The organism is Streptomyces sp. NPDC005533 (assembly GCF_042871845.1).
GTDB lineage: Bacteria > Actinomycetota > Actinomycetes > Streptomycetales > Streptomycetaceae > Streptomyces.
The window spans coordinates 249,775-274,125 of the sequence record NZ_JBIAJH010000001.1; the positions used below are offsets into that span (position 1 = coordinate 249,775).

20 protein-coding genes and 5 tRNA genes are annotated in these 24,351 nt (G+C 70.5%); 15 read left to right on the forward strand and 10 right to left on the reverse strand.

All coding sequences use genetic code 11. The features are described 5' to 3' along the window. Nucleotides 1-6: 6 nt before the first annotated feature. The 3 genes from ACFYP3_RS01115 to ACFYP3_RS01125 all read left to right on the forward strand — a co-directional run bounded on the left by ACFYP3_RS01115 (nt 7) and on the right by ACFYP3_RS01125 (nt 4,015). Complete coding sequence (locus ACFYP3_RS01115; protein ID WP_388824787.1) at nt 7-636, forward strand: TetR/AcrR family transcriptional regulator; 630 nt, start codon at nt 7-9, stop codon at nt 634-636. A gap of 328 nt (nt 637-964) precedes the next feature. Continuing rightward, the gene (gene cimA, locus ACFYP3_RS01120) at nt 965-2,593 is read left to right on the forward strand and encodes a citramalate synthase (protein WP_388824790.1); all 1,629 of its coding nucleotides are present in this window, start codon (nt 965-967) and stop codon (nt 2,591-2,593) included. A gap of 63 nt (nt 2,594-2,656) precedes the next feature. Further along, entirely contained in the window at nt 2,657-4,015 is a 1,359-nt protein-coding gene (locus tag ACFYP3_RS01125) for a hypothetical protein (RefSeq protein ID WP_388824793.1), read from the forward strand. Nucleotides 4,016-4,046: 31 nt separating this feature from the next. Here ACFYP3_RS01125 and ACFYP3_RS01130 read toward each other — a convergent pair whose 3' ends face one another. Next, a complete protein-coding gene (locus tag ACFYP3_RS01130; RefSeq protein ID WP_388824796.1) occupies nt 4,047-4,670 on the reverse strand; it encodes a YceI family protein in 624 nt (207 codons plus the stop codon). 279 nt (nt 4,671-4,949) lie between these two features. Between ACFYP3_RS01130 and ACFYP3_RS01135 the strand changes: the two genes are divergently transcribed. Further along, nucleotides 4,950-6,533, forward strand: coding sequence for an acyl-CoA carboxylase subunit beta (locus tag ACFYP3_RS01135; RefSeq protein ID WP_388824799.1), 1,584 nt, complete (start codon nt 4,950-4,952; stop codon nt 6,531-6,533). Nucleotides 6,534-6,556: 23 nt separating this feature from the next. After that, a complete protein-coding gene (locus ACFYP3_RS01140) occupies nt 6,557-6,757 on the forward strand; it encodes an acyl-CoA carboxylase subunit epsilon (RefSeq protein ID WP_388824802.1) in 201 nt (66 codons plus the stop codon). A gap of 167 nt (nt 6,758-6,924) precedes the next feature. On the opposite strand, the gene ACFYP3_RS01145 is transcribed toward ACFYP3_RS01140, so the two are convergent. The 8 genes from ACFYP3_RS01145 to ACFYP3_RS01180 form a co-directional block, all read right to left on the reverse strand. Continuing rightward, nucleotides 6,925-7,512, reverse strand: coding sequence for an ATP/GTP-binding protein (locus tag ACFYP3_RS01145; RefSeq protein ID WP_073911148.1), 588 nt, complete (start codon nt 7,510-7,512; stop codon nt 6,925-6,927). Further along, entirely contained in the window at nt 7,493-8,047 is a 555-nt protein-coding gene (locus ACFYP3_RS01150; RefSeq protein WP_388824805.1) for a DUF742 domain-containing protein, read from the reverse strand. The genes ACFYP3_RS01145 and ACFYP3_RS01150 overlap by 20 nt, the downstream gene beginning before the upstream one ends. Nucleotides 8,048-8,140: 93 nt before the next feature. After that, nucleotides 8,141-8,554 (reverse strand): roadblock/LC7 domain-containing protein, encoded by a 414-nt coding sequence (locus ACFYP3_RS01155; protein ID WP_030037347.1) that lies wholly within the window; start codon nt 8,552-8,554, stop codon nt 8,141-8,143. Nucleotides 8,555-8,564: 10 nt separating this feature from the next. Continuing rightward, the gene (locus ACFYP3_RS01160) at nt 8,565-11,744 is read right to left on the reverse strand and encodes a nitrate- and nitrite sensing domain-containing protein (RefSeq protein WP_388824808.1); all 3,180 of its coding nucleotides are present in this window, start codon (nt 11,742-11,744) and stop codon (nt 8,565-8,567) included. 333 nt (nt 11,745-12,077) lie between these two features. Beyond that, nucleotides 12,078-12,662, reverse strand: coding sequence for an ATP/GTP-binding protein (locus tag ACFYP3_RS01165; protein ID WP_266605322.1), 585 nt, complete (start codon nt 12,660-12,662; stop codon nt 12,078-12,080). Next, entirely contained in the window at nt 12,643-13,035 is a 393-nt protein-coding gene (locus ACFYP3_RS01170) for a DUF742 domain-containing protein (protein ID WP_030037344.1), read from the reverse strand. The genes ACFYP3_RS01165 and ACFYP3_RS01170 overlap by 20 nt, the downstream gene beginning before the upstream one ends. 151 nt (nt 13,036-13,186) lie before the next feature. After that, complete coding sequence (locus ACFYP3_RS01175) at nt 13,187-13,600, reverse strand: roadblock/LC7 domain-containing protein (protein ID WP_030708442.1); 414 nt, start codon at nt 13,598-13,600, stop codon at nt 13,187-13,189. A gap of 9 nt (nt 13,601-13,609) precedes the next feature. Beyond that, entirely contained in the window at nt 13,610-17,269 is a 3,660-nt protein-coding gene (locus ACFYP3_RS01180; protein ID WP_388824812.1) for a nitrate- and nitrite sensing domain-containing protein, read from the reverse strand. A 578-nt stretch (nt 17,270-17,847) separates the two neighbouring features. Between ACFYP3_RS01180 and ACFYP3_RS01185 the strand changes: the two genes are divergently transcribed. The 9 genes from ACFYP3_RS01185 (at nt 17,848) to ACFYP3_RS01225 (ending at nt 21,826) form a co-directional block, all read left to right on the forward strand. Continuing rightward, entirely contained in the window at nt 17,848-18,033 is a 186-nt protein-coding gene (locus tag ACFYP3_RS01185) for a hypothetical protein (protein ID WP_388824816.1), read from the forward strand. Nucleotides 18,034-18,129: 96 nt separating this feature from the next. Further along, nucleotides 18,130-18,918 carry a fumarylacetoacetate hydrolase family protein gene (locus ACFYP3_RS01190; protein WP_030708445.1) on the forward strand — a complete coding sequence of 263 codons (789 nt, stop codon included), beginning with the start codon at nt 18,130-18,132 and terminating at the stop codon, nt 18,916-18,918. Continuing rightward, the gene (gene gltX, locus ACFYP3_RS01195; RefSeq protein ID WP_388824819.1) at nt 18,911-20,386 is read left to right on the forward strand and encodes a glutamate--tRNA ligase; all 1,476 of its coding nucleotides are present in this window, start codon (nt 18,911-18,913) and stop codon (nt 20,384-20,386) included. The genes ACFYP3_RS01190 and gltX overlap by 8 nt, the downstream gene beginning before the upstream one ends. 127 nt (nt 20,387-20,513) lie before the next feature. Continuing rightward, nucleotides 20,514-21,242: an HAD family hydrolase gene (locus tag ACFYP3_RS01200; protein ID WP_388824821.1), complete on the forward strand. Its 729-nt coding sequence runs from the start codon at nt 20,514-20,516 to the stop codon at nt 21,240-21,242. Nucleotides 21,243-21,328: 86 nt separating this feature from the next. Beyond that, a tRNA-Gln gene (locus tag ACFYP3_RS01205) sits at nt 21,329-21,400 on the forward strand. A gap of 27 nt (nt 21,401-21,427) precedes the next feature. Further along, a tRNA-Glu gene (locus tag ACFYP3_RS01210) sits at nt 21,428-21,500 on the forward strand. Nucleotides 21,501-21,561: 61 nt separating this feature from the next. Then, a tRNA-Glu gene (locus ACFYP3_RS01215) sits at nt 21,562-21,634 on the forward strand. Between the two features lie 24 nt (nt 21,635-21,658). Next, nucleotides 21,659-21,730 (forward strand) — tRNA-Gln (locus ACFYP3_RS01220). Nucleotides 21,731-21,753: 23 nt separating this feature from the next. Next, nucleotides 21,754-21,826, forward strand: a tRNA-Glu gene (locus ACFYP3_RS01225). A 197-nt stretch (nt 21,827-22,023) separates the two neighbouring features. Here ACFYP3_RS01225 and ndgR read toward each other — a convergent pair. Continuing rightward, the gene (gene ndgR, locus ACFYP3_RS01230; RefSeq protein WP_007266782.1) at nt 22,024-22,740 is read right to left on the reverse strand and encodes an IclR family transcriptional regulator NdgR; all 717 of its coding nucleotides are present in this window, start codon (nt 22,738-22,740) and stop codon (nt 22,024-22,026) included. 183 nt (nt 22,741-22,923) lie between these two features. Between ndgR and leuC the strand changes: the two genes are divergently transcribed. Beyond that, nucleotides 22,924-24,348: a 3-isopropylmalate dehydratase large subunit gene (gene leuC, locus ACFYP3_RS01235; RefSeq protein WP_388824824.1), complete on the forward strand. Its 1,425-nt coding sequence runs from the start codon at nt 22,924-22,926 to the stop codon at nt 24,346-24,348. The last annotated feature ends 3 nt before the right edge of the window (nt 24,349-24,351 follow it).

The window sequence follows — 24,351 nt, forward strand, 5'->3', positions numbered from 1 at the left end:
GGGCCCATGGTGGCGGGTGGAGTACCGGTACGGGCGGCGCGCAAGAACGCGCCCCCGCGCGAGGACGTACTCGTCGCCGCCATGGCCACGATCGCCGAGCGCGGCCTCGAAGGCCTGACCATGGCCGGTCTCGGCCGTGAGGTCGGCATGAGCAGCGGCCACCTCCTCTACTACTTCCGCAGCAAGGACGAGCTCCTGCTGCAGACCCTGGAGTGGAGCGAGGCGGCACTGGGCGACGAGCGGCGGGCCCTGCTCTCGCGGCGCGGCCCGGTCGCCGAGCGCCTGCGCGCGTACGTCGACCTGTACGTGCCCACCCAGGCCCGCGACCCGCACTGGACGCTGTGGCTGGAGGTCTGGAACCGCTCCCAGAACGCCGGCCCCCAGGAGCGCGAGCGGCAGGCGGCCATCGAGGGGGCCTGGCACCGCGACCTGGTGGCACTGCTCGCCGAGGGCATCTCGCGCGGGGAGTTCCGCCCGGTGGACGCCGACCGCGTGGCGACCCGCGTCCGCGCCCTGCTCGACGGATTCAGCATCCAGCTGGCCGTGGGTCTGCCGACGGTGGACCGGCAGGAGATCCTCGACCACGTCCGCGAGTTCCTCACCGAGGCACTCACCCCGACGAAAAACCCGGCCTAGACCGCCCGGTTTCCGCGCCGCGCCGACCCGGTGCCCGCATGCTGAGATCCCTGTCCATCCGCGGCGAGCGGTGTGGCACACTGCCAGCGTGCCTGCTCAGCTCATGATTATCGCCAGCAGCGCGCCGGTCCCCAGTGGCCGCTGAACCGCGGAAGAACTTCGCGGAAGCGGCCACCGTGCCTCGGACCCGCGCGCAGACCTCTCGCTACCCGCGAGGGGTTTTTTCGTTTCCCGGACCATCCCTGCCGGGACCGGACCGCGCGCGATGATGGGGGCAGTGGATGCCGGGCATATCCGGAACCACTCATCCGACAGGAGTCAGATCAGCATGACGACGACACCAGAGGCGGCAACTGTGCGCTCAGGGGGCCTGGACGACAGCTTCCACGTCTTCGACACCACCCTGCGCGACGGCGCGCAGCGCGAGGGCATCAACCTCACGGTCGCCGACAAGCTGACGATCGCCCGGCACCTGGACGACTTCGGAGTGGGCTTCATCGAGGGCGGCTGGCCCGGCGCCAACCCCCGTGACACCGAGTTCTTCGCCCGCGCACGCGCCGAGATCGACTTCAGGAACGCCCAGCTGGTCGCCTTCGGCGCCACCCGCCGCGCGGGCGGCACGGCCGCCACGGACCCGCAGGTGCGGGCCCTGCTGGAGTCCGGCGCCCCCGTGATCACGCTCGTCGCCAAGTCCCACGACCGCCACGTCGAACTCGCCCTGCGCACCACCCTGGACGAGAACCTGGAGATGGTCCGGGACACCGTCTCCCACCTGGTCGACCAGGGCCGCCGCGTCTTCGTCGACTGCGAGCACTTCTTCGACGGCTACCGGGCCAACGCCGAGTACGCGAAGGCCGTCGTCCGCACCGCCCACGAGGCCGGCGCCGACGTGGTCATCCTCTGCGACACCAACGGCGGCATGCTGCCCGCCCAGGTGACCGCCACCGTCGCCACCGTCCTCGCCGACACCGGCGCCCGCCTGGGCATCCACGCCCAGGACGACACCGGCTGCGCCGTCGCGAACACCCTGGCCGCCGTGGACGCGGGCGCCACGCACGTCCAGTGCACCGCCAACGGCTACGGCGAGCGCGTCGGCAACGCGAACCTCTTCCCCGTCGTCGCCGCCCTGGAGATCAAGTACGGGCGCAAGGTGCTCCCCGAGGGCGCGCTCGCCGAGATGACCCGGATCTCGCACGCCATCGCCGAGGTCGTGAACCTCACCCCCTCCACGCACCAGCCGTACGTCGGCGTCTCCGCCTTCGCGCACAAGGCGGGCCTGCACGCCTCGGCCATCAAGGTCGACCCGGACCTCTACCAGCACATCGACCCCGAGCGGGTCGGCAACACCATGCGGATGCTGGTCTCCGACATGGCCGGCCGCGCCTCCATCGAGCTCAAGGGCAAGGAGCTCGGCGTCGAGCTGGGCGGGGACCGCGCGCTGATCTCCCGCGTCGTGGAGCGGGTCAAGGAGCGTGAGCTCAAGGGCTACACGTACGAGGCCGCCGACGCCTCCTTCGAGCTGCTGCTGCGCGCCGAGGCCGAGGGCCGGGCCCGCAAGTACTTCCGCATCGAGTCCTGGCGGGCGATCGTCGAGGACCGTCCGGACGGCACCCACGCCAACGAGGCCACCGTCAAGCTGTGGGCGAAGGGCGAGCGGATCGTCGCGACGGCCGAGGGCAACGGCCCCGTCAACGCGCTGGACCGGGCCCTGCGGGTGGCGCTGGAGCGGTTCTACCCGCAGCTGGCCAAGTTCGAGCTGGTCGACTACAAGGTCCGCATCCTGGAGGGCACGCACGGCACGGAGTCCACGACCCGCGTGCTGGTCGCCACGACGGACGGCGTCCGCGAGTGGTCCACGGTCGGCGTCGCCCCGAACGTGATCGCCGCCTCCTGGCAGGCCCTGGAGGACGCGTTCACGTACGGCCTGCTGCACGCCGGGGTCGAACCGGCCGAGTAGGGCCCGCGCCAGGCTTATGTCCTGCTCACACAGGAAAGTCCGGGTTCGGGTAGCGTCGTCCGTATGAGGACCAGGCTTCTATCCGTACGACTTGGATCAGTTCTGGCCGGTCTGCTGCTGGGCCTGTCGGGGACCGCGCTCGCGGCCGCCCCGCAGGCGTCGGCGGCCACCGGGGTCGCCGCCGTGGGGGAGGCCCTCAAGGAAGGGCCCGTCTACGTGGACCCGGGGGCGCGGGCGCAGCTGTCGCAGGCCCAGGCCGACGCGCTCGCGAAGAAGATCAAGGACGCCGGGAAGCCGGTGTTCGTCGCCGTGCTGCCCGCGACGAGCGAGTTCCCCGCCGACAAGGTGTTCGGCGCCGTCCGGGCCGAGACCGGCATCACCGGGCTCTACGCGATCCGGCTCGGCGACGGCTTCAGTGCCCGCGCCGACCAGTCGGTCATGCCGGCCAACGCCGTGCGCAACCTGACCGACGCGGTGAAGGTGGGGTCGCCCGACGCGGCGACCCAGCTCGACAACTTCGTCGACCAGGCCCTGAGCCAGGCCAAGGGCAGCGCCCCGGCCTCCTGGGGCACCACCGGCGGCGAGGCCGGCGCTCCCGTCGGCGGGCTGATCGCCCTCGGTGCGGTGGCCGTGATCGGCGGCGGCGGGGCGTACGCGCTGGTCCGCCGCAACCGGAAGAAGAGGGAAGAGGCCCGGCGCGAGGCCTTGGAGCGCCTCAGCGTGGTCGTCGACGAGGACATCACGGCCTTCGGCGAGGAGCTCGAACGGCTCGACTTCCATCCCGCCGAGCCCGGCGCCGACGACGCCATGCGCAAGGACTACGAGCAGGCGCTCGACTCGTACGACAAAGCCAAGCAGATCATGGGATCGGTGCAGTATCCCGAAGAGGTCAAGGGCGTGACCCAGGCCCTGGAGGACGGCCGGTACGCGCTGGCCTGCCTGGACGCGCGCCGGCAGGGGGAGCCGGTGCCCGAGCGCCGCTCGCCCTGTTTCTTCGACCCGCGCCACGGGCCGAGCACCGAGGACGCCACCTGGGCTCCGGCCGGCGGGGCGGTCCGTACCGTACCCGTCTGTACGGCGGACGCCGTGCGGCTGCGCGACGGCCTGGACCCGGCGGTCCGCACGGTCGACACCGAGCACGGGCCGCGGCCGTACTACGACGCCGGCCCGGCGTACGGTCCCTGGGCCGGCGGCTACTTCGGCGGCGGCATCCTGCCCGGCCTGCTGGTGGGCACGCTGCTCGGTTCGATGATGTCCAGCCCGGCCTACGCCTCGGACCTCGGCGGCGGCACGGGCGGCGGCTTCGACGGCGGGGACGTCTCCGGGGCCGACTTCAACCCGTCCGACTTCGGCGGAGGGGACTTCGGCGGCGGGGGCGGCTTCGACGGGGGCGGCGGTTTCGACGGCGGGGGCGGCTTCTAGCCGCCCCCGGGGGTTCGCCGGGTCCCGCCGGTCAGCCCTGCTTGATGGCCGAGATGTCGAAGGTCAGCTTCACCTTGTCGCTGACCATGACACCGCCGGCCTCCAGCGCGGCGTTCCAGGTGAGGCCCCAGTCGGAGCGCAGGATCTGGGCGGAGCCCTCGAAGCCGACGCGCTCGTTGCCGTAGACGTCCTTGGCGGAACCCGTGAACTCCAGGTCGATGGAGAGCGGACGGGTGACGTCCTTGATGGTCAGGTCGCCGGTGATGCGGTACGCGTCCCCGCCGAGCGCGCGCGCCTCGGTGGAGCGGAAGGTCATCAGCGGGAAGAGCTCGGCGTCGAAGAAGTCGCTGCCCAGCAGGTGGGCGTCGCGGTCGGCGATGCCGGTGCTCACCGAGGGGATCTTGACGTCGATGGTGGCCGTGGAGCGGGCCGGGTCCGCGCCGTCCAGGTGCAGGGTGCCCTCGTGCTCGGCGAAGGAGCCGCGGACGTTGGTGACCATGGCGTGGCGGACGGTGAAGCCGATGCTGCTGTGGGCGGCGTCGATGACGTAGTCGCCGGTGAGGGCGGCGAGTGCCGGGTCGACGTCGAGCGTGGTCGCGGCGGCGCCGGCGCTCTGGTGGTCGGCGGTCTGGCTGCGGCGGTTGAAGAGACCCATGGCCTGCTCCTCGGTGGTGTCGGGGGGTTCTGCTCGGTCCGGAGAGTCTGTTGAATGTTCAACGACCTCACGACCACGACGCTAGACCTATTCTGTTCAAATTTCAACATCTGGTCGAGGTGTCAGGTCATTTTGTGAAAGTCCTACAACGGACGGGGGTCCCGTCTGGCGGAGTCCCTACATCCTCTGGTCGTACTGTGCGGGCCACACAGCGGAAGACTCCCGAGACTGTGCGGAATGAACGGAGGTTTTTCATCGCGATCTTCGTAAGGTCGGTACATGACCGTTGTGGACCAGACCCCGAGCGAGCCGACGGACGCCCGTGGGCGCGTGGCCGAGCTGCACTCCCTGCGCGAGCAGGCGCGGCGCGGCCCCAGTGACCGCGCGACCGAGACCCAGCACGCGAAGGGCAAGCTGACCGCCCGCGAGCGCATCGCGCTGCTCCTCGACGAAGGTTCCTTCAAGGAGGTCGAGCAGCTCCGCCGCCACCGGGCGAGCGGGTTCGGCCTGGAGTCCAAGAAGCCCTACACCGACGGTGTCATCACCGGCTGGGGCACGGTCGAGGGCCGCACGGTCTTCGTCTACGCGCACGACTTCCGCATCTTCGGCGGCGCCCTGGGCGAGGCCCACGCCACGAAGATCCACAAGATCATGGACATGGCCATCGCGGCCGGCGCCCCGCTGGTCTCCCTGAACGACGGCGCCGGCGCCCGTATCCAGGAGGGCGTCTCCGCCCTCGCCGGCTACGGCGGCATCTTCCAGCGCAACACCAAGGCGTCGGGCGTCATCCCGCAGATCTCGGTCATGCTCGGCCCGTGCGCCGGCGGCGCCGCGTACTCCCCGGCCCTCACGGACTTCGTCTTCATGGTCCGGGACACCTCGCAGATGTTCATCACCGGCCCGGACGTCGTCCGCGCGGTGACCGGCGAGGAGATCACCCAGAACGGCCTCGGCGGCGCCGACGTGCACGCCGAGACCTCGGGCGTCGCGCACTTCGCGTACGACGACGAGGAGACCTGCATCTCCGAGGTCCGCTACCTCATCTCGATGCTGCCCTCCAACAACCGCGAGAACCCGCCCGTCCACGAGACGAGCGACCCCGCGGACCGCCGCAGCGAGGTCCTGCTGGACCTGGTGCCCGCCGACGGCAACCGCCCGTACGACATGCTCAAGGTCATCGAGGAGATCGTCGACGAGGGCGACGTCCTGGAGATCCACGAGCGCTGGGCCCGCAACATCATCTGCGCCCTGGCCCGGATGAACGGCCAGGTCGTCGGCATCGTCGCCAACCAGCCCGGTCACCTCGCCGGCGTCCTGGACATCGAGGCCTCCGAGAAGGCCGCCCGCTTCGTCCAGATGTGCGACGCCTTCAACATCCCGATCGTCACCCTGCTGGACGTCCCCGGCTTCCTGCCGGGCGTCGACCAGGAGCACGGCGGCATCATCCGCCACGGCGCCAAGCTGCTGTACGCGTACTGCAACGCCACCGTCCCGCGGATCTCGCTGATCCTGCGCAAGGCCTACGGCGGCGCGTACATCGTCATGGACTCCCAGTCCATCGGCGCCGACCTCACCTACGCCTGGCCCACCAACGAGATCGCCGTGATGGGCGCCGAAGGCGCCGCCAACGTCATCTTCCGCAAGCAGATCGCGGACGCCGAGGACCCCGAGGCCATGCGCGTCCGCATGGTCAAGGAGTACAAGGCCGAACTGATGCACCCGTACTACGCGGCCGAGCGCGGCCTCGTCGACGACGTCATCGACCCCGCCGAGACCCGCGAGGTCCTCGTGAGCGCCCTCGCGATGCTCCGCAACAAGCACGCCGATCTGCCGTCGCGCAAGCACGGCAACCCGCCGCAGTAACCGCGAAGGAGACCTGCCACCCCATGACCACCGCCACTGACACCCTGCTGCGCGTCGAGAAGGGCAACGCCGCTCCGGAGGAGCTGGCCGCGATCACCGCGATCCTGCTCGCCCGCGCCGCCGCCGCCCCCGCGGAGACCGCGGTCCGCACGCCCCGCCAGGCCGGCTGGCGCCGTCTGGAGCGCACCCCGGGTTTCCGCGCCCCGCACAGCTGGCAGGGCTGAGTCCCGAGCCCGGCGCGAGGCCCCGCACCCCTTCCGGGTGCGGGGCCTCGCGCGTACCCGGAAGGAGTGCCGGGGGCCGGCCGTCCCACGACGGCCCCCGCCCGGACACGCCGAAGGCCCCCGCGTCCACGACACGGGGGCCTTTCGGATGCTGCGGACCGCGACCGCTACCGCAGGCGCGCCATGAGGGCGTGCTCGACGAGCGTGATGAGCGCGCTCTTGGCGTCCGCGCGGTGGCGGGCGTCCGTGGTGATGATGGGGGCGTCCGGGCCGATCTGCAGGGCCTCGCGGACTTCCTCCGGCGTGTAGGGCTGGTGCCCGTCGAAGCCGTTGAGGGCGATGACGAACGGCAGGCCGCTGTTCTCGAAGTAGTCGACCGCGGGGAAGCAGTCGGCCAGGCGGCGCGTGTCCACGAGGACGACGGCACCGATGGCGCCGCGGACGAGGTCGTCCCACATGAACCAGAAGCGGTCCTGGCCCGGCGTACCGAAGAGGTACAGGATCAGGTCCTGGTCCAGGGTGATGCGGCCGAAGTCCATGGCGACCGTGGTGGTCGTCTTGTCACCGGTGTGGGTGAGGTCGTCGATGCCGGCGGAGGCGCTCGTCATGACGGCTTCGGTGCGCAGCGGGTTGATCTCGGACACGGCTCCGACGAACGTGGTCTTGCCCACGCCGAAGCCGCCCGCCACCACGATCTTCGCGGAGGTGGTGGAGCGAGCAGGAGCCGCTCCGCCGTTAGAGCTTGCGAAGTCCACTGAGCACCCTTTCGAGCAGTGTCACATCAGGCTGGCCACCGGCAGACTCGTCGCCGCCGGGCTGGTGAATGGCGACAAGGCCCGCCTCCGCCAGGTCGGCGACGAGGATGCGGGCGACACCAAGAGGAATGGAGAGGAGTGCCGAGATCTCCGCGACGGATTTGATCTCCTGGCACAGACGGCAGATGCGCTGGTGCTCGGGCAACTGCCCTTGCAGACGCGCGGGATCGGCCGTGGTACTGACCAGCGCCTCGATGGCGAGCTGGTAGCGCGGCCGAGTACGGCCGCCGGTCATCGCGTACGGACGCACCAGCGGGTTGTGGGCCTTCGGCGCCGGCTGCCGAGCGGCGCGCGGAGGCTGCTGCGGAGGCATCTGGTGCTGGGGCTGCTGGGGCTGGCCGTACGGCTGCTGCTGGTACGGGTTCTGCTCCGGCACCTGCCGGCTGGGAGCGGAGGGAAAGTTGAAGCGGTTCTGGTCGTGCCCACCCTGCGGCTGCTGCGCGCCGCCATAAGGATGTCCTCCGGGTGTTGTCACGTTTCCTCCTCCGACTCCAAGTACGCAGTACTCCCTGTGGAACCGCGCCACCGCACCCTATGGTGCGATGGCGCGAAACGCACTGCCTGTCTGCTAGTTGAGAAGACTTCCCTGCAGCTCGGCGCGCAAGTCCGGGGTGAGGACACTGCCCGCGCGATCCACCAGAAGGGCCATCTCGTAGCCCACGAGGCCGATGTCGCACTCGGGGTGCGCGAGCACCGCGAGGGACGATCCGTCCGAGACGGACATGAGGAAAAGGAACCCCCGGTCCATCTCGACCACGGTCTGGTTGACGGCGCCACCCTCGAAGATGCGGGAGGCCCCGGCGGTCAGCGACGTCAGACCGGAGGCCACGGCCGCCAGCTGATCGGCGCGGTCGCGCGGAAACCCGTCGGACATCGCCAGAAGAAGGCCGTCGGCGGAGACCACCACCGTGTGGGACACCCCTGGGGTGTTGTCCACGAAGTTGGTGATCAACCAGTTCAGGTTCTGTGCCGCCTGGCTCATCGGGCTCACACTAACGCTCCTGGTCATAGCTGTTACTTGACTGCTCAGAACCCGCGCTGCGTCCCTGCTGGACACCGCGCCGCAGGTTGCTCAACCTGCCGCGGACGTCCTCCGGAGCGCGGGAGACCTGGGGGCCGCCCTGCGGGGTCGTCTCCGCCGCGCCCTCGACCAGGTTGGCCTTGGGCACGCGCCGAGGGAGACCGGACGGGGTGACCCCGCCCGCCTTCGGCTCACGGAGTTTGGCGGCCTGCTGCCAGCGCTCGTCGTTACCCGAGCGCCAGTCGGTGCCGCCTTCCTTCTCCTGCTCCGGAACGGCGGGCTGCTGACGCGGCGACCGCTGTTCGAAGAGGGATCCGGAGGACTCCGCTTCCTTCTGTGCCGGCTGCCACTGCTGCTGGCTGCCGCGGCGCGGCAGGCCCGCTCCGGTCATCACGTGACCGGTGTCGGCAGCGGCGCCCGGACGGTCGAAGCCTACGCGTTCCGGAGCGGCTTCGGGGACGGCCCGGGATTCCGATTCGGTCCCGTAATCCTGCTGGTAGGCAGCCGGATACGTGTTCTGATCGGGCCACTCGGCCTGCTCCGCCCGGGATTCGTAGCCGTTGTCGTAGCCCTGAGCGGCCGGCTGCTGGTCCGGGTAACCGTCTTCCGTATAACCGTAGTCCTGCTGCGGGTACGCCTCGTAGCCCTGCTGGGCCTGCTGCGCCTCGTAGGAGGGGTCGTAGGCCTGCCCGGACTGCTGCTCGAAGCCCTGGTACTCCTGGTACCCGTGTTCCGGCTGCGGTTCCGGATACTCCTGGGCGCCCTGGTCGGCGTACTGCTGCTGGTCCTGCGGGAAGCCCACCTGGGCCGCCAGCGCGGCCCGGCGCTCCTGCTGTCCCAGGGACCGGCCGACCGGGTCGGCGGTGAGGCCGTCGGCGCCCTGCTGGTCGTACCGCGAGTCGTCGAAGCCGAGCTCGGCGGCGGTGCGCAGCGGGGCGGCCTGCTGGGTCTTCTGCTCCGGGATGATCTGGGAGACCGTGAAGTCGTCGTCCGGTATGCCCTCGCCACCGCCACCGTGAGTGATGGCTTCGGGGAGCATGACCAGCGAAGTGGTGCCGGCCGCCTCGCCCGAGGGGCGCAGCTGGACGCGGATGCTGTGGCGGTCCGCCAGCCGGCCGACCACGAACAGACCCATGCGCTGCGAGATCGCGGCGTCCACGGTCGGCGGGTTGGCCAGCTTGTGGTTGATGTCCGCGAAGTCCTCGGCGGTGAGGCCGATGCCCTTGTCGTGGATCTCGACCATCACGCGGCCGTCGGGCAGACGGGTCGCGTTCACGCGGACCTTGGTCTGCGGCGAGGAGAACGTGGTGGCGTTCTCCAGGAGCTCGGCGAGCAGGTGCACGAGGTCGGTCACGGCCTGGCCGTGGATCTCGGCCTCGGAGACGCCGGAGAGCTCGATGCGCTCGTACTGCTCCACCTCGGAGGAGGCGGCGCGCAGGACGTCGACGAGGGGCACCGGCTGGTCCCAGCGGCGGCCCGGCTCCTCACCCGCGAGGATGAGGAGGTTCTCGCCGTTGCGGCGCATACGGGTGGCCAGGTGGTCCAGGCGGAAGAGGTTCTCCAGCTGGTCCGGGTCGGCCTCGTTGTTCTCCAGGTCGGTGATGAGGGTCAGCTGGCCCTCGATCAGCGACTGGTTGCGCATGGAGAGGTTCGTGAAGATCGCGTTGACGTTGCCCCGCAGGAGGGCCTGCTCGGCGGCGAGCCGTACGGCTTCCCGGTGGACCTGGTCGAAGGCGCGGGCGACCTCGCCGATCTCGTCCTGGGAGTCGATCGGGATCGGGTGGACCCGTGTGTCGACCTTGCCCGGATCGGTGCGCGAGAGCTGGTCGACGAGCATCGGCAGGCGCTGCTCGGCGATGTCGAAGGCCGAGCTGCGCAGGCGGCGCATCGCGCGGCCCATCTGGCGGGCCATGAGGCCGGCCATGATGAACGCGGCGAGCAGGGCCACGACCACGATGGCGCCGTTGACGATGGCGTCGGTGCGGGCCTCGTCGGAGACCGCGACGGCGTCCTTGACGGCCTTGTCGAGGAGTTCCCTCTCGATCTCGTCGTAGCCGTCGAACTTGGCGGTGGCGGCGGCCTGCCAGAAGACCGGGTTCGTGCCGTTCTCGGCGAGCTTCTTCTTGTTGTCGCCGCTGGCGATCGCCTCGGTCATGCCGAGCAGCGGGTTGCCGTTGGGGGCGGGCGGCGGCACGAAGCGGGTGCCGGCCTGCTCGGCCTGGTGCTTGGCCTCGGCGAGCTTGGCCTTGCCCTCGTCCGACTTCTTGCCCATGACCTCCTTGAGGCGGTTCACGTCCTCCTCGGTGCCGGCCGCGACGTACTCGCCGATGGCGATTTCCTCGAGGTAGGCGTAGGAGGAGAAGGCGACGAGCTGGGCCTTGCGCACGTTCTCGTCCGTGCTGGGACGGACGAGGAGGTGGGTGCCGACGGAGCGCTGCAGCGAGTTCGCCGCCTTGGCCAGCTGGACCGCGTAGACCATGCGGCCGTACGAGGTCACGTTGCCGGTGCCGAGACCGAGCTCGTTGGCGAACTGCATGAGGTAGTGCTCGACGCCGACGTAGCCCTCTTCGGTCGGGATGGGGCCGCCGGCGGAGGGGAGGTTCTTCTTGGGGGTCTCGAAGGCGGCCTGGTAGGCCTTCTCCCGGACTTCCTTGAGCTTGGGCTCCTCCGCGCGGAAGAGGTCCAGGCGCCGCTCCAGGCCCTGGTTCTTCGGCATGTCCTGGACGGCCTTGTCGAACTTCTCCTTGGCCCCGGTCGTGACCGCGTAGGCCTTGGTGACCTGCTCGGAGTTGGTCTGGCCGTTCAGGAGGGGCTCGGCCGTCAGGTCACGCTCGTTGAGCAGTGCCTGGCTGTACTCCGAGGCGGCCTGGACGACCCGGGCTATCTGCTCGGCGTCCTTGGCCTCGTTCCACTGGTCGACGGAGCCCTTCACCTGGAAGCCGCCCATGACCAGGCCCACGAGGGCCGGCACGAGGAGGATGGCGTTCAGGCGGGTCGGCACGCGCCAGTTGCGGGGCGAGAACTTGCTGGTGCTCCCCGGGCGCGCGGGTGGCTCCACGGGCACGTCGACGGGCGACGCGGCCGCTCGCGGCGGCGGGGTGAAGTTGCCGCGCGCGGGTTCAACCGCGGGGCTTGCGTTGCTTCGCCTCACTCGACCAACAACCTTCCGGCGGTGCTACTAGCTAGTTCGTTGAATTCCAGCACGGTTGACGGCCGTGTTCCAAACAGTTGGAATCAGCTATTCCAAGATCTTTATGCCCCACATAAATCGGACATAAAGAGCGTCCTGCGGCAAAAATAGGGGGAGTTGTGCGCGTAGCGGTACCAACCGAACGCACCCCGTGGCCAACTGGCGGCAATTGTCTGTCGAAACGTTATGAACCGAGAGGGCGGGCCGTGTCCTATGACACAGCCCGCCCTCTCACGTTGTGAAGAACCCGTGGGACTTGAGTGATGCCGCTTGAGCCGGGCTGTCTGCGTGGTGTTACTTGAGACGCGCCATGAGGGCGTGCTCGACGAGCGTGATGAGCGCGCTCTTGGCGTCCGCCCGGTGGCGGGCGTCCGTCGTGATGATGGGGGCGCCGGGGCCGATCTGCAGCGCTTCGCGGACTTCCTCCGGGGTATACGGCTGGTGTCCCTCGAAGCCGTTGAGGGCCACGACGAACGGAAGGCCGCTGTTCTCGAAGTAGTCCACCGCGGGGAAGCAGTCGGCCAGGCGGCGCGTGTCCACGAGCACGATCGCACCGATGGCGCCGCGGACGAGGTCGTCCCACATGAACCAGAAGCGGTCCTGGCCCGGCGTACCGAAGAGGTACAGGATCAGGTCCTGGTCCAGGGTGATGCGGCCGAAGTCCATGGCGACCGTGGTGGTCGTCTTGTCACCGGTGTGCGTGAGGTCGTCGATCCCCGCGCTCGCGGAGGTCATGACGGCTTCGGTGCGCAGCGGGTTGATCTCGGACACGGCTCCGACGAACGTGGTCTTGCCCACGCCGAAGCCACCCGCCACCACGATCTTCGCGGAGGTGGTGGAGCGAGCAGGAGCCGCTCCGCTAGATGTTCCGAAGGCCACTGAGCACCCTTTCGAGCAGCGTTACATCCGGCGTGCCGCCGGCCTCTCCATTGCCCGGCTGGTGGATGGCCACCATTCCGGCCTCCGCCAGGTCGGCGACGAGGATCCGGGCGACACCGAGCGGCATCGACAGCAGCGCGGAGACCTCCGCGACCGACTTGACCTCGCGGCACAGGGTGCAGATGCGCTGGTGCTCCGGGAGCAGGCCGGACAGGTGCATCGGATCGGCAGTGGTGCTGACCAGTGCCTCGATGGCGAGCTGGTAGCGGGGCCGGGTCCGGCCGCCGGTCATCGCGTACGGACGCACCAGCGGCTGATCGCCTTCCGAGTACGAATCTCCGTACGCATCGGGGTAGGCGGGGGGCGGGGTCATGGATCCTCCGGGCTGGACAGCAGTGGTCAGCGTGCCGTCTGACGGGGCGGCCGGTGGGGGGACTGTATGACGGCCTGGCGGGGGTACTGGATTCCGGGGGCGGGGCCCCGGTCTCCCGGCCGGAAGTACCGTCCGGCCGGGAGGGGGGAAGTCAGCCGAGCAGGCTTCCCTGAAGTTCGGCGCGCAGGTCCGGGGTGAGGACACTGCCCGCGCGATCCACCAGAAGAGCCATCTCGTAGCCCACGAGGCCGATGTCGCACTCGGGGTGCGCCAGTACGGCCAGCGAGGATCCGTCGGAGACGGACATGAGGAAGAGGAATCCCCGGTCCATCTCGACCACGGTCTGGTTGACGGCGCCGCCCTCGAAGATGCGGGAGGCACCGGCGGTCAGCGACGTCAGTCCGGAGGCCACGGCCGCCAGCTGATCGGCGCGGTCGCGGGGGAATCCTTCGGACATCGCCAGAAGGAGTCCGTCGGCGGAGACCACCACCGTGTGGGACACCCCTGGGGTGTTGTCCACGAAGTTGGTGATCAACCAGTTCAGGTTCTGTGCCGCCTGGCTCATCGAACTCAACTATCGCTCCTGCTGGTAAGTGGGGTCGATGTGGTAACTGCCGGTCGCCGGTCCGTTGTTGCCGGCCTGACGGCCCTGCTGGATACCGCGTCGGAGGTTGGTCAGACGGCCGCGGACGTCGTCCGGTGCCCGCGAGACCTGCGGACCCGCCTGTGCCTCGGCCTGCTGCTGCGCGGTGCCGGCCACGAGGTTCGCCCGCGGGACCCGGCGGGGCAGCCCCGAGGTCGTGATACCGCCGGCCGCGGGCTGACGCACGCGCTCGGCCTGGCGCATCAGCTCGTCGTTCGGCGAGGACTTCCAGCTGACGGTCGGCATGCTGCCGGTCGCCGCCGCGGCGGGCTCGGCCGCGGACTCCTGGCCGCGCTGCGGCAGCGGCTGCTGCGGCGCGGGGGCCGACGGAGCGGACTGCTGCGGCCGGCCGGCCTGCTGGGGCATCGCCGCACCCGGTCCCTGCGCGGGGGGCTGCTGCCCCTCCTCGCGGAACCAGTTCGACTCGAGCGTGTCGAAGATCGGGCTGCGGCCGTCGCCGGAGCTCTGGGCCGGCGGCAGCGCCTCCGGCCGGTGAGCCTGCGGCAGTCGCGGGGTCTCCGGGCGCGCGGGCGGTACGGGTGCGTACCCGCCGCCGGGCTGCGGAGGCTGCGGCTGCCCGTGCTGCGGCTGGGGCTGCTGCGGGGCCTGGGGCTGACGGGCGAACCCGCCGACACCGGGGCCGCCGGGCCGCTGGGGCTGGTAGCCCGGACGCTCGAACTGTCCGGTGGCGGAGGGGTCCACGGCGCCCCGCACGTCCGGACGCTCGAACTGTCCGGTCGTGCCGGACAGGCCGTCGGCCTGCGGCATCGGGGCGTTGAAGTCCGGGCGCGCGAACTCCGCCGTCGAGCCGGGGCCCGACAGCTCGTCGTGGCCGCGCGCCTGGTCGGCGCCCCAGCTGGTGGTCTGCGGGCCGGCAAGCTCCGGACGCGGGGCGCCGCCGCGCGGCGGCAGCTGCGGGCGGGCGCCCTGGGGGCCCGGGGCCGGCTGCTGCTGCTGCTGCTGGGGCTGGGCCTGCTGCTGGGGCTGCTGCTGCGGACGCTCGAAGCCGTTGCCCTGCGGGAACCCGGAGGGGCCGGCCGCGGAGGGCGACTGGGTCGGACGGGCCTGCGGGCCACCGCCGAATCCGGCACTGGCGACCGGGCCGCGGGCCGGCAGCGGGCCACCGGCGCCGAAGGCACCCTGGCCCTGGCCCGCGGTGGTCGGACCCTGCTGCGGACGGGCACCGGGAGCACCGGGGCCGCCCTGCTGCGGAGGCCGACCGCCCTGCGGGCCCTGACCGGAGCCGTCGCGGCCCGGGAGGGCGGCGCGCTGGCCGCCGGCGCCGACCTGACCGCGCTGCGGGCCCGAGCCCACGGACGGCCGTGCGGCCGCGCCGGGCACGGAAGCCTGACCGCCGGGGGCACCCTGGGCGCCACCGGGGCCGCCCTGACCGCCCTGGCCCGGCATCGGACCGGGCTTCTTGCCGCCCTGGGCGACGTCCACCGGCAGCATGACGAGGGCCGTCGTACCGCCCGAGTCGGAGGGGCGCAGCTGGATGCGGATGCCGTGTCGCAGGGACAGGCGGCCGACCACGAACAGGCCCATGCGGCGGGAGACGGAGACGTCCACGGTCGGCGGCGACGCGAGCCGCTCGTTGATCGCGGCGAGGTCCTCGGGGGAGAGGCCGATACCGGTGTCGTGGATCTCGACCAGCACGCGGCCGTCGGGCAGCGCGTGACCGGTGACCTTGACCTTGGTCTGCGGGGAGGAGAACGACGTGGCGTTCTCCAGCAGCTCGGCGAGCACGTGCACGAGGTCGTTGACGACGCGGCCGGCGACGTCGGTGCCGGGCACCGAGGCCAGCTCGACGCGCTCGTACTGCTCCACCTCGGAGGCGGCGGCACGGAGCACGTCGACGAGCGGGACGGGGCGCGTCCACCGGCGGCCCGGCTCCTCGCCCGCGAGGACGAGGAGGTTTTCGCCGTTACGGCGCATGCGGGTCGCGAGGTGGTCGAGCTTGAAGAGCGAGGAGAGCTGGTCCGGGTCGGCCTCGCGCGACTCCAGTTCGGAGATGAGCGACAGCTGACGCTGGATGAGGCCCTGCGAGCGGCGCGAGAGGTTGGTGAACATCGCGTTGACGTTGCCTCGCAGGAGGGCCTGCTCGGCGGCGAGGCGGACGGCCTCGCGGTGCACGTCGTCGAATGCCGCGGCCACCTGGCCGATCTCGTCGCGGGTGTGCACACCGACCGACTCCACGGACGTGTCCACGTCCTGCGGGTCCGACTCGGACAGCTGCTTGACGAGCTCGGGCAGCCGGTCCTGCGCGACCCGCGTCGCGGTGTCCTGCAGGCGGCGCAGCGAGCGGATCATCGAGCGGGCCATGACGAAGGCGCCGACGAGGGAGACACCGAGGACGAGCAGGATCAGGGCACCGTTGATGATGGCGTCCTGCTGGGCCTCGTTCTTCAGCTCGCGGGCCTTCTGCTCCATCTCCTCGAGCAGGGTCAGCTCGATGACCTTCATGGCCTGGAGCTTGGTGCCGTCGGCGTCGTACCAGTCGAGCCAGGACCGGTTCTTCTCGCGGAGGAAGGCGTCCTGGCTGGCCAGCACGCGGCGCGCGTAGTGGTCGGCGGTGGAGATCTCCGAGTTGCTGTCGCCGAGGCCGGCGAGGAGCTCCTCGGTGCGGCCCTGGTAGACGAGCTCGAAGGTGGTCTTCGCCTGCGTCTCGCCCTTCTGGGCGGAGAGGGCGTAGAGCCGGTCGTTCTCCTTCAGCTCGCCCTGCTTCTCCGAGGTGTCGGGGAGCGAGGCGGCGATGATCGCGCGCTGGATGGAGGCGTACTCCTTGGCGGCGGAGAAGGCCGCCAGGGCACGCGTACGCTTGATCATCTCCGGGTTGGAGGTGGCCTGCGCCATGTCCTGGGAGAGCGAGAGCAGCGAGACGATCATCGCGTTGTACTCGCTGACGGTCTGCTGGGCGCCGTTGACGTACGCCTTGTCGCGGACGGTCTGGATGTTCGCGATCTGACGGCCGATCTGCAGCACGTTGTTGCGGATCGACTTGAGGGTGTCGTCCTTCTCGCCCGTGCTGTCGACCTTGTCGGTCGCGGCGGCGAAGGCCTTCGCGGCGGTGTCGGTCTGCTGGCGGACACCGTCGACCGAGCTGGTGCTCTTGCCCTTGGAGAGCGTGAGCGGACCCGCGGAGAGGTCGCGCTCCTCCTGGAGCATGGCGGCCAGGTTGGTGGCCTGCCGGGTCATCGTGGTCAGCAGCTGCATGTGTTCCAGCTGCGCGATGTCGTTGAGCGAGTCGTTGATGCGGAAGCCACCGAGCGTGGTGGCGGCGACGACCGGCAGGGTCAGCAGCGACACGAGTCGCGTGCTGATGCGCCAGTTCTGCATGGCGAGGCGAGAGCCGGGCCCACTGGGGGCCTTCGGTATCGCCACGTCCTGCTCGGTCGGCCCGGCCTTGGCCTTGCCGGCCTTCGCGGACTTCCCACGGCCCTTCGCCTTCACCGCGGCGGAGGAGTCGGGGCCTGCGCCTTCGACAGCCGGCCCGCGGTTCTGGGCGTGCTGGGGCGAGGAGCCACGGTCGGTCCCGCCGCGCGGCTCCTGCTCCGCCGCAGCGCTGCCATCCCTCTTGAATCGTCCCTGCACTAGCGTCGCAACCTCTGGACCAGGCGTCCCGCCGGGCGACCGGTGGGACGGTGTCGAGTCGTGGGGCACGTGCGGCCCCATGGTGGTCGTCGGTGACCGGCGCGTCTCCCTCTCCTTGCCACCGCGCTCGGCGCTGAGTCGCGCCACCTGCGCGCCGGCTGATTCCCGCGGCGGTCCCGCGAATTCCAGCACAGTGGCGGATCTCCAACAAGGTGCGTGTGTCGGCTCGGAGAGTCGGTCACGGCACGTGATGGGCGGGCTACTACATGTGCGACCGCATTCGGTAGAAACCGGACTTACGCCATCCAAACAACATGGCTGGCAAGGTGTCCCAGTCGCGATGATCAGGAGCGGAATGGCGCATTCAGTGGCGCAATGTCCGTTTCGGCAGGTGAAGTTGACTGTCCATTATGCCCGAAATGACTGGTCACGGGTGAGCAAACTCACACAGCCGTGGCCATTACTTCCTGGTTCCGCGGGGGATTCAGATGTTTAGCCTTGCCCCTTAAAGGGTTGGCGCCAGGGTTGGTGCATCGACAGCCGACACTCACAGATCGAACCGAGGACCCCGAACTCCCATGAAGACGACGATGATGTTCCGCAACATAGCCAACCCCCGCCGCACCACCCTCGCGCACCTCACGGACGCCGAGGAGCTGCAGGCGGCGCCGGCCACCCCGGAACACTCCGTCGAGCTGCCCGCGCAGACGGCCAACCCGCGCCGCACCGTCCTCATGGACGCGCCGGTCGCCGCCGCGCAGTAGCCGCGCAGCCGCGGAACGCCGAGCGTTCCTGCCCGCCGCGTTAGCCTGGGGTCCGCAGACTCCAGCCGCGGACATACAGAGGGGCAGACGCAACACGTGCGCATCGCCAGGTTCTCGATCGACGGAAATGTCGCGTTCGGCGCGGTCGAGGGCAGCACCGCCCCCGGCGACGAAGCGACGCTCGTGCTCGACATCATCAAGGGCATCCCGTTCGCGGACTTCGAGCTCTCGGGCACGAAGGTGCCGCTGAGCAAGGTCCGGCTGCTGCCGCCCGTGCTCCCGAACAAGGTCGTGGCCATCGGCCGCAACTACGCGGAGCACGCGGCAGAGCTCGGGAACGAGGTCCCGGACGCGCCGATCACCTTCTTCAAGCCCTCCACCTCGGTGGTCGGCCCCGGTGATCCGATCACGTACCCCTCCTTCTCCCAGGACGTCCACCACGAGGCGGAGCTCGCCGTGGTCATCGGCCGCATGTGCCGGGAGGTCCCCAGGGAGCGCGTCAAGGACGTCATCCTCGGCTACACCTGCGCCAACGACGTCACCGCGCGCGACGTCCAGCAGCGGGAGAAGCAGTGGGCCCGGGCCAAGGGCTTCGACAGCGCCTGCCCCCTCGGCCCCTGGATCGAGACCGACCTGGACCCGGGCGACCTGACCATCCAGTGCACCGTGAACGGCGAACAGCGCCAGCTCGGCCGCACCAGCGACATGGTCCGCTCCATCGAAGACCTCGTCGTCCACATCACCGAGGCCATGACGCTGCTCCCGGGCGACGTCATCCTCACGGGGACCCCGGCCGGAGTCGGCCCCCTGAACGTCGGCGACGAGGTCGCCGTCACCATCGAAGGCATCGGCACTCTCACCAACAAGGTGATCAAGCGTGGTTAACGGACCTGTCCGCGTACGTTTCTGTCCCTCCCCGACCGGCAACCCCCACGTGGGCCTGGTCCGCACCGCCCTGTTCAACTGGGCGTTCGCCCGCCACCACGGCGGTACGTTCGTCTTCCGCATCGAGGACACCGACGCGGCCCGCGACTCCGAGGAGTCGTACGACCAGCTGCTCGACTCGCTGCGCTGGCTCGGCTTCACCTGGGACGAGGGCCCCGAGGTCGGCGGCCCGCACGCCCCGTACCGCCAGTCCGAGCGCATGGACATCTACAAGGACGTCGCGAAGAAGCTGCTCGACGGCGGCTACGCGTACCACTGCTACTGCACCACCGAGGAGCTGGACGCGCGCCGCGCGGCCGCCCGCGCGGCCGGCAAGCCCTCCGGTTACGACGGCCACTGCCGCGAGCTCACCGCCGTGCAGGTCGAGGCGTACCAGGGCGAGCACCGCCCGGCGATCGTCCGCTTCCGGATGCCCGACGAGCCGATCACCTTCACCGACCTCGTCCGCGGCGAGCTGACCTTCACCCCGGAGAACGTGCCGGACTTCGGCATCGTCCGGGCCAACGGCGCCCCGCTCTACACGCTGGTCAACCCGGTCGACGACGCGCTCATGGAGATCACGCACGTCCTGCGCGGCGAGGACCTCCTCTCCTCGACCCCCCGCCAGATCGCGCTCTACAAGGCGCTGACCGAGCTGGGCGTCGCCAAGTCCACCCCCGCGTTCGGCCACCTGCCGTACGTGATGGGCGAGGGCAACAAGAAGCTCTCCAAGCGCGACCCCGAGGCCTCGCTCAACCTGTACCGCGAGCGCGGCTTCCTCCCCGAGGGCCTGCTGAACTACCTCTCGCTCCTCGGCTGGTCCTTCTCCAAGGACCAGGACGTCTTCTCGATCGAGGAGATGGTCGAGAAGTTCGACATCGACGGCGTGAACGCCAACCCGGCGCGCTTCGACCTGAAGAAGGCCGAGTCGATCAACGCCGACCACATCCGCCTGCTCGACCCGAAGGACTTCGCGGACGCCTGCGCCCCGTGGCTGCGGGCCCCGCACGCCAACTGGGAGCCCGAGGACTTCGACCCGGCGGCCTGGGAGCGCATCGCCCCGTACGCCCAGACCCGCGTCACCGTCCTGTCGGACATCACGGCCAACGTCGACTTCCTGTTCCGCAAGGAGCCGGTCGAGGACCAGGCCTCGTGGGACAAGGCGATGAAGGGCGATCCGGCGGCCCTCCTGACGACGGCGCGCGAGAACCTCGCGAACGCCGACTGGTCGGACCCCGAGTCCCTCAAGCAGGCCGTCCTGACCGCCGGCGAGGCCCACGGCCTCAAGCTCGGCAAGGCCCAGGCCCCGGTCCGCGTGGCCGTCACCGGCCGCACGGTCGGCCTGCCGCTCTTCGAGTCCCTGGAGATCCTGGGCAAGGACCGCTCCCTGGCCCGCATCGACGCCGCGCTGGCCAAGCTCGCCGCGTAGCACTCCCGTACGTCCCGCAGGGGGCGGCGGCCGGACTTCCGGCCGCCGCCCCCTGCGGCGTTGCCCGGCCCGGCGTTCCCCGCGGAACGGGGCCCGGGGGCGCCGGCGCGGGCGTAGGCTCGGCCCCATGCCGATCCGCGCCGTGCTGTGGGACATCGACGACACCCTCTTCGACTACACGGGGGCCGATGCCGCCGGGCTCGCGCGGCAGCTGGAGACCGAGGAACTCGCGGACCGGTACGGCACCCCCGCGCAGGCCCTGGCGCTGTGGCGGGAGATCACCGACAGGCACTGGGCGCGCTTCGCCGCCGGCGAGGGAACCTTCCAGGGGCAGCGGCGGGACCGGGTGCGGGAGTTCCTGGAGCGGCCCGGGATGACCGAGGACGAGGCCGACGCCTGGTTCGACCGCTACGTCGAGCACTACCGGGCCGCCTGGACCGTCTTCCCCGACGTGGTGCCCGCGCTGGACGTCCTCGCGGCCGGCTACCGGCACGGGGTGCTCTCCAACTCCTCCAGCGCCAACCAGGACCCCAAACTGCGCCACCTCGGGCTGCGCGACCGCTTCGAAGTGCTGGTCTGCGCGGTCGAGCTCGGGTTCAGCAAGCCCGAGGCGGCGGCCTTCCTCGCCGCGTGCCGGGCGCTGGGGCTGCCGCCGGGGGAGGTGGCGTACGTGGGGGACCAGCCCGAGATCGACGCGCGCGGGGCCCGTGACGCCGGGCTGCTGGCGGTCTGGATCGACCGCGACGGCGGTCGCGGGCCCGGCCCGGACGGCGCGCACCGCATCCAGGGGCTTGACCAGCTCCCGGAGCTGCTGGCAGGGGATACCCGTTTTGGAGCACGGTCAGGCATCCGGTAATGTTCTTTCTGCGCCGCCGGAGCGGGCCGAAAGGCCGGACGGAGGCGCCACCCGAAGGAAAACCCCGCCAAGGGGTTGACTTTTGGTGGGGTATAGTGTAATTGGCAACACGAGGGTTTCTGGTTCCCTTATTCTAGGTTCGAGTCCTGGTACCCCAGCGCAGTGCAGTAGTAACGCAGTGCTTTGCCCCCGTTGTGTAGCGGCCTAGCACGCCGCCCTCTCAAGGCGGTAGCGCCGGTTCGAATCCGGTCGGGGGTACAGATCCTTCCCGCGAGATCTCCAGGGTCGCACCCGGACGTCTTGATGCAGGATCGCTAGGGCCCCCGTTGTGTAGCGGCCTAGCACGCCGCCCTCTCAAGGCGGTAGCGCCGGTTCGAATCCGGTCGGGGGTACTGTTGGTCTGGTCTAGACCACTTTGGGCTATAGTGTAATTGGCAACACGAGGGTTTCTGGTTCCCTTATTCTAGGTTCGAGTCCTGGTAGCCCAGCGCAGTAACAGCAGCACCAGCTAGCCCCCGTTGTGTAGCGGCCTAGCACGCCGCCCTCTCAAGGCGGTAGCGCCGGTTCGAATCCGGTCGGGGGTACGCATCGAAGAGGCCCTCCGCGTTCATCGCGGAGGGCCTCTTCGCTGTGCGCCGACGCGGGCGCGCGTACGGGGAGCGGGCGCGGGCGCGGACATAAGTGCGGGCCCGGAGGCGCGTGTTCGGACGTGTGCGGCGTCGTACGCGCCCCGGGCCCGGGGGGACGGATGGGGGAGGCCCCTTCGGGGCGGTGAAAGGGGTCAGCCGGAGCGGCGCAGGGCCTCCGTGAGGCGAGCGGCCGCGTCGATGACGGCCTGGGCGTGCATCCGGCCGGGGTGGCGGGTCAGCCGCTCGATCGGCCCGGAGACCGACACGGAGGCCACCACGCGGTTCGACGGCCCGCGCACGGGCGCCGACACGGAGGCCACGCCGGGCTCCCGCTCACCGATCGACTGCGCCCAGCCGCGACGCCGTACGCCCGAGAGCGCCGTCGCCGTGAAGCGCGCGCCCTGCAGCCCGCGGTGGAGCCGCTCGGGCTCCTCCCAGGCCATCAGGATCTGCGCGGCCGAGCCGGCCTTCATCGGGAGCGTGGAGCCCACCGGGACGGTGTCCCGAAGGCCCGACAGCCGCTCCGCGGCCGCCACGCAGATGCGCATGTCTCCCTGACGGCGGTAGAGCTGCGCGCTCTCGCCCGTCACGTCACGGAGGTGGGTGAGTACCGGTCCCGCCGTGGCCAGCAGGCGGTCCTCGCCGGCCGCGGCGGCGAGCTCCGCCAGCCGCGGGCCGAGGATGAACCGGCCCTGCATGTCCCTCGCCACCATCCGGTGGTGTTCCAGTGCCACGGCAAGGCGATGTGCCGTGGGTCGTGCGAGCCCTGTCGCCGCGACCAGCCCGGCGAGGGTGGCCGGACCGGACTCCAGTGCGCTCAGTACCAGAGCTGCCTTGTCGAGAACGCCGACGCCGCTAGAGTTGTCCATGAAACGATATTCGCGTCTCACACTGTGAAACGCAAGTTCAATTTTTCCAAGAACCAGCGAGTCTGTATGTGCGGGTCCACGAACCACTGGGTCCGAGCCGTCGTCCGGGACGTGGGGTACGGGCGACAGGCGCACAAGATCTCTATGAAGCGCCGGCACAACCGGCCGGCCGGAGGGAAAGCGATGGGTAGGACACTCGCGGAGAAGGTCTGGGACGACCATGTCGTCCGGCGCGCCGAAGGCGAGCCCGACCTCCTCTTCATTGATCTGCACCTGCTGCACGAGGTGACCAGCCCGCAGGCCTTCGAGGGCCTGCGTCAGGCCGGCCGCAAGGTCCGACGCCTCGACCTCACCATCGCGACCGAGGACCACAACACCCCCACCCTCGACATCGACAAGCCGATCGCGGACCCGGTCTCCCGGGCCCAGCTGGAGACGCTGCGCAAGAACTGCGCCGAGTTCGGCGTCCGCCTGCACTCGCTGGGCGACGTCGAGCAGGGAGTCGTCCACGTGGTGGGACCGCAGCTGGGACTGACCCAGCCCGGCACCACCGTGGTCTGCGGTGACTCGCACACCTCCACGCACGGCGCCTTCGGCGCGCTGGCCTTCGGCATCGGCACGAGCCAGGTCGAGCACGTGCTGGCGACGCAGACGCTGCCGCTGGCCCGCCCGAAGACGATGGCGATCACCGTCACCGGCGCGCTGGCCGAGGGGGTCACCGCCAAGGACCTGATCCTGGCGATCATCGCCAAGATCGGCACCGGCGGCGGCCAGGGCTACATCCTGGAGTACCGCGGCGAGGCCATCGAGCAGCTCTCGATGGAAGCCCGCATGACCATCTGCAACATGTCGATCGAGGCCGGTGCCCGGGCGGGCATGATCGCCCCCGACCAGACCACCTTCGACTACCTGCAGGGCCGCGACCACGCCCCCGTGGGCGAGGACTGGGACGCGGCGGTCGCGTACTGGAAGACCCTGCGCACGGACGACGACGCGGTCTTCGACGCGGAGGTCGTCATCGACGGCGCCGCGCTGTCGCCGTTCGTCACCTGGGGCACCAACCCGGGCCAGGGCGCGCCGCTGTCGGCCAACGTCCCCGACCCGGCTTCGTACGAGGACGCTTCGGAGCGCCTGGCCGCCGAAAAGGCCCTGGAGTACATGGGGTTGACCGCCGGGCAGCCGCTGCGCGACATCAAGGTCGACACCGTCTTCGTAGGTTCCTGCACCAACGGCCGCATCGAGGACCTGCGCGCCGTCGCCGGGATCGTCGAGGGCCGCAAAGTCGCCGACGGCGTACGGATGCTGGTCGTCCCGGGCTCGGTCCGCGTCGCCCTGCAGGCGGTGGAAGAGGGCCTGGACAAGGTCTTCAAGGAGGCCGGCGCCGAATGGCGGCACGCGGGCTGTTCGATGTGTCTGGGCATGAACCCCGACCAACTGGCGCCCGGTGAGCGCTCCGCGTCCACCTCCAACCGCAACTTCGAGGGCCGGCAGGGCAAGGGCGGGCGCACCCACCTGGTCTCCCCGCAGGTGGCCGCCGCCACCGCGGTGCTGGGCCATCTGGCCTCGCCCGCCGATCTGTCCGCCGCCGACGCGACCGCCGGAGTCTGAACC

Bases quoted from the DNA above. Each gene is read 5' to 3' on its own strand.
- ACFYP3_RS01185 (WP_388824816.1), top strand. From the start codon at position 17,848: ATGAAGACGACGATGATGTTCCGCAACATAGCCAACCCCCGCCGCACC.
- ACFYP3_RS01155 (WP_030037347.1), bottom strand. From the start codon at position 8,554: ATGAGCCAGGCGGCACAGAACCTGAACTGGTTGATCACCAACTTCGTG.
- ndgR (WP_007266782.1), bottom strand. From the start codon at position 22,740: ATGGACAACTCTAGCGGCGTCGGCGTTCTCGACAAGGCAGCTCTGGTA.
- leuC (WP_388824824.1), top strand. From the start codon at position 22,924: ATGGGTAGGACACTCGCGGAGAAGGTCTGGGACGACCATGTCGTCCGG.
- ACFYP3_RS01125 (WP_388824793.1), top strand. From the start codon at position 2,657: ATGAGGACCAGGCTTCTATCCGTACGACTTGGATCAGTTCTGGCCGGT.
- ACFYP3_RS01140 (WP_388824802.1), top strand. From the start codon at position 6,557: ATGACCACCGCCACTGACACCCTGCTGCGCGTCGAGAAGGGCAACGCC.
- ACFYP3_RS01175 (WP_030708442.1), bottom strand. From the start codon at position 13,600: ATGAGCCAGGCGGCACAGAACCTGAACTGGTTGATCACCAACTTCGTG.
- ACFYP3_RS01170 (WP_030037344.1), bottom strand. From the start codon at position 13,035: ATGACCCCGCCCCCCGCCTACCCCGATGCGTACGGAGATTCGTACTCG.
- ACFYP3_RS01200 (WP_388824821.1), top strand. From the start codon at position 20,514: ATGCCGATCCGCGCCGTGCTGTGGGACATCGACGACACCCTCTTCGAC.
- ACFYP3_RS01115 (WP_388824787.1), top strand. From the start codon at position 7: ATGGTGGCGGGTGGAGTACCGGTACGGGCGGCGCGCAAGAACGCGCCC.
- cimA (WP_388824790.1), top strand. From the start codon at position 965: ATGACGACGACACCAGAGGCGGCAACTGTGCGCTCAGGGGGCCTGGAC.
- ACFYP3_RS01130 (WP_388824796.1), bottom strand. From the start codon at position 4,670: ATGGGTCTCTTCAACCGCCGCAGCCAGACCGCCGACCACCAGAGCGCC.
- ACFYP3_RS01135 (WP_388824799.1), top strand. From the start codon at position 4,950: ATGACCGTTGTGGACCAGACCCCGAGCGAGCCGACGGACGCCCGTGGG.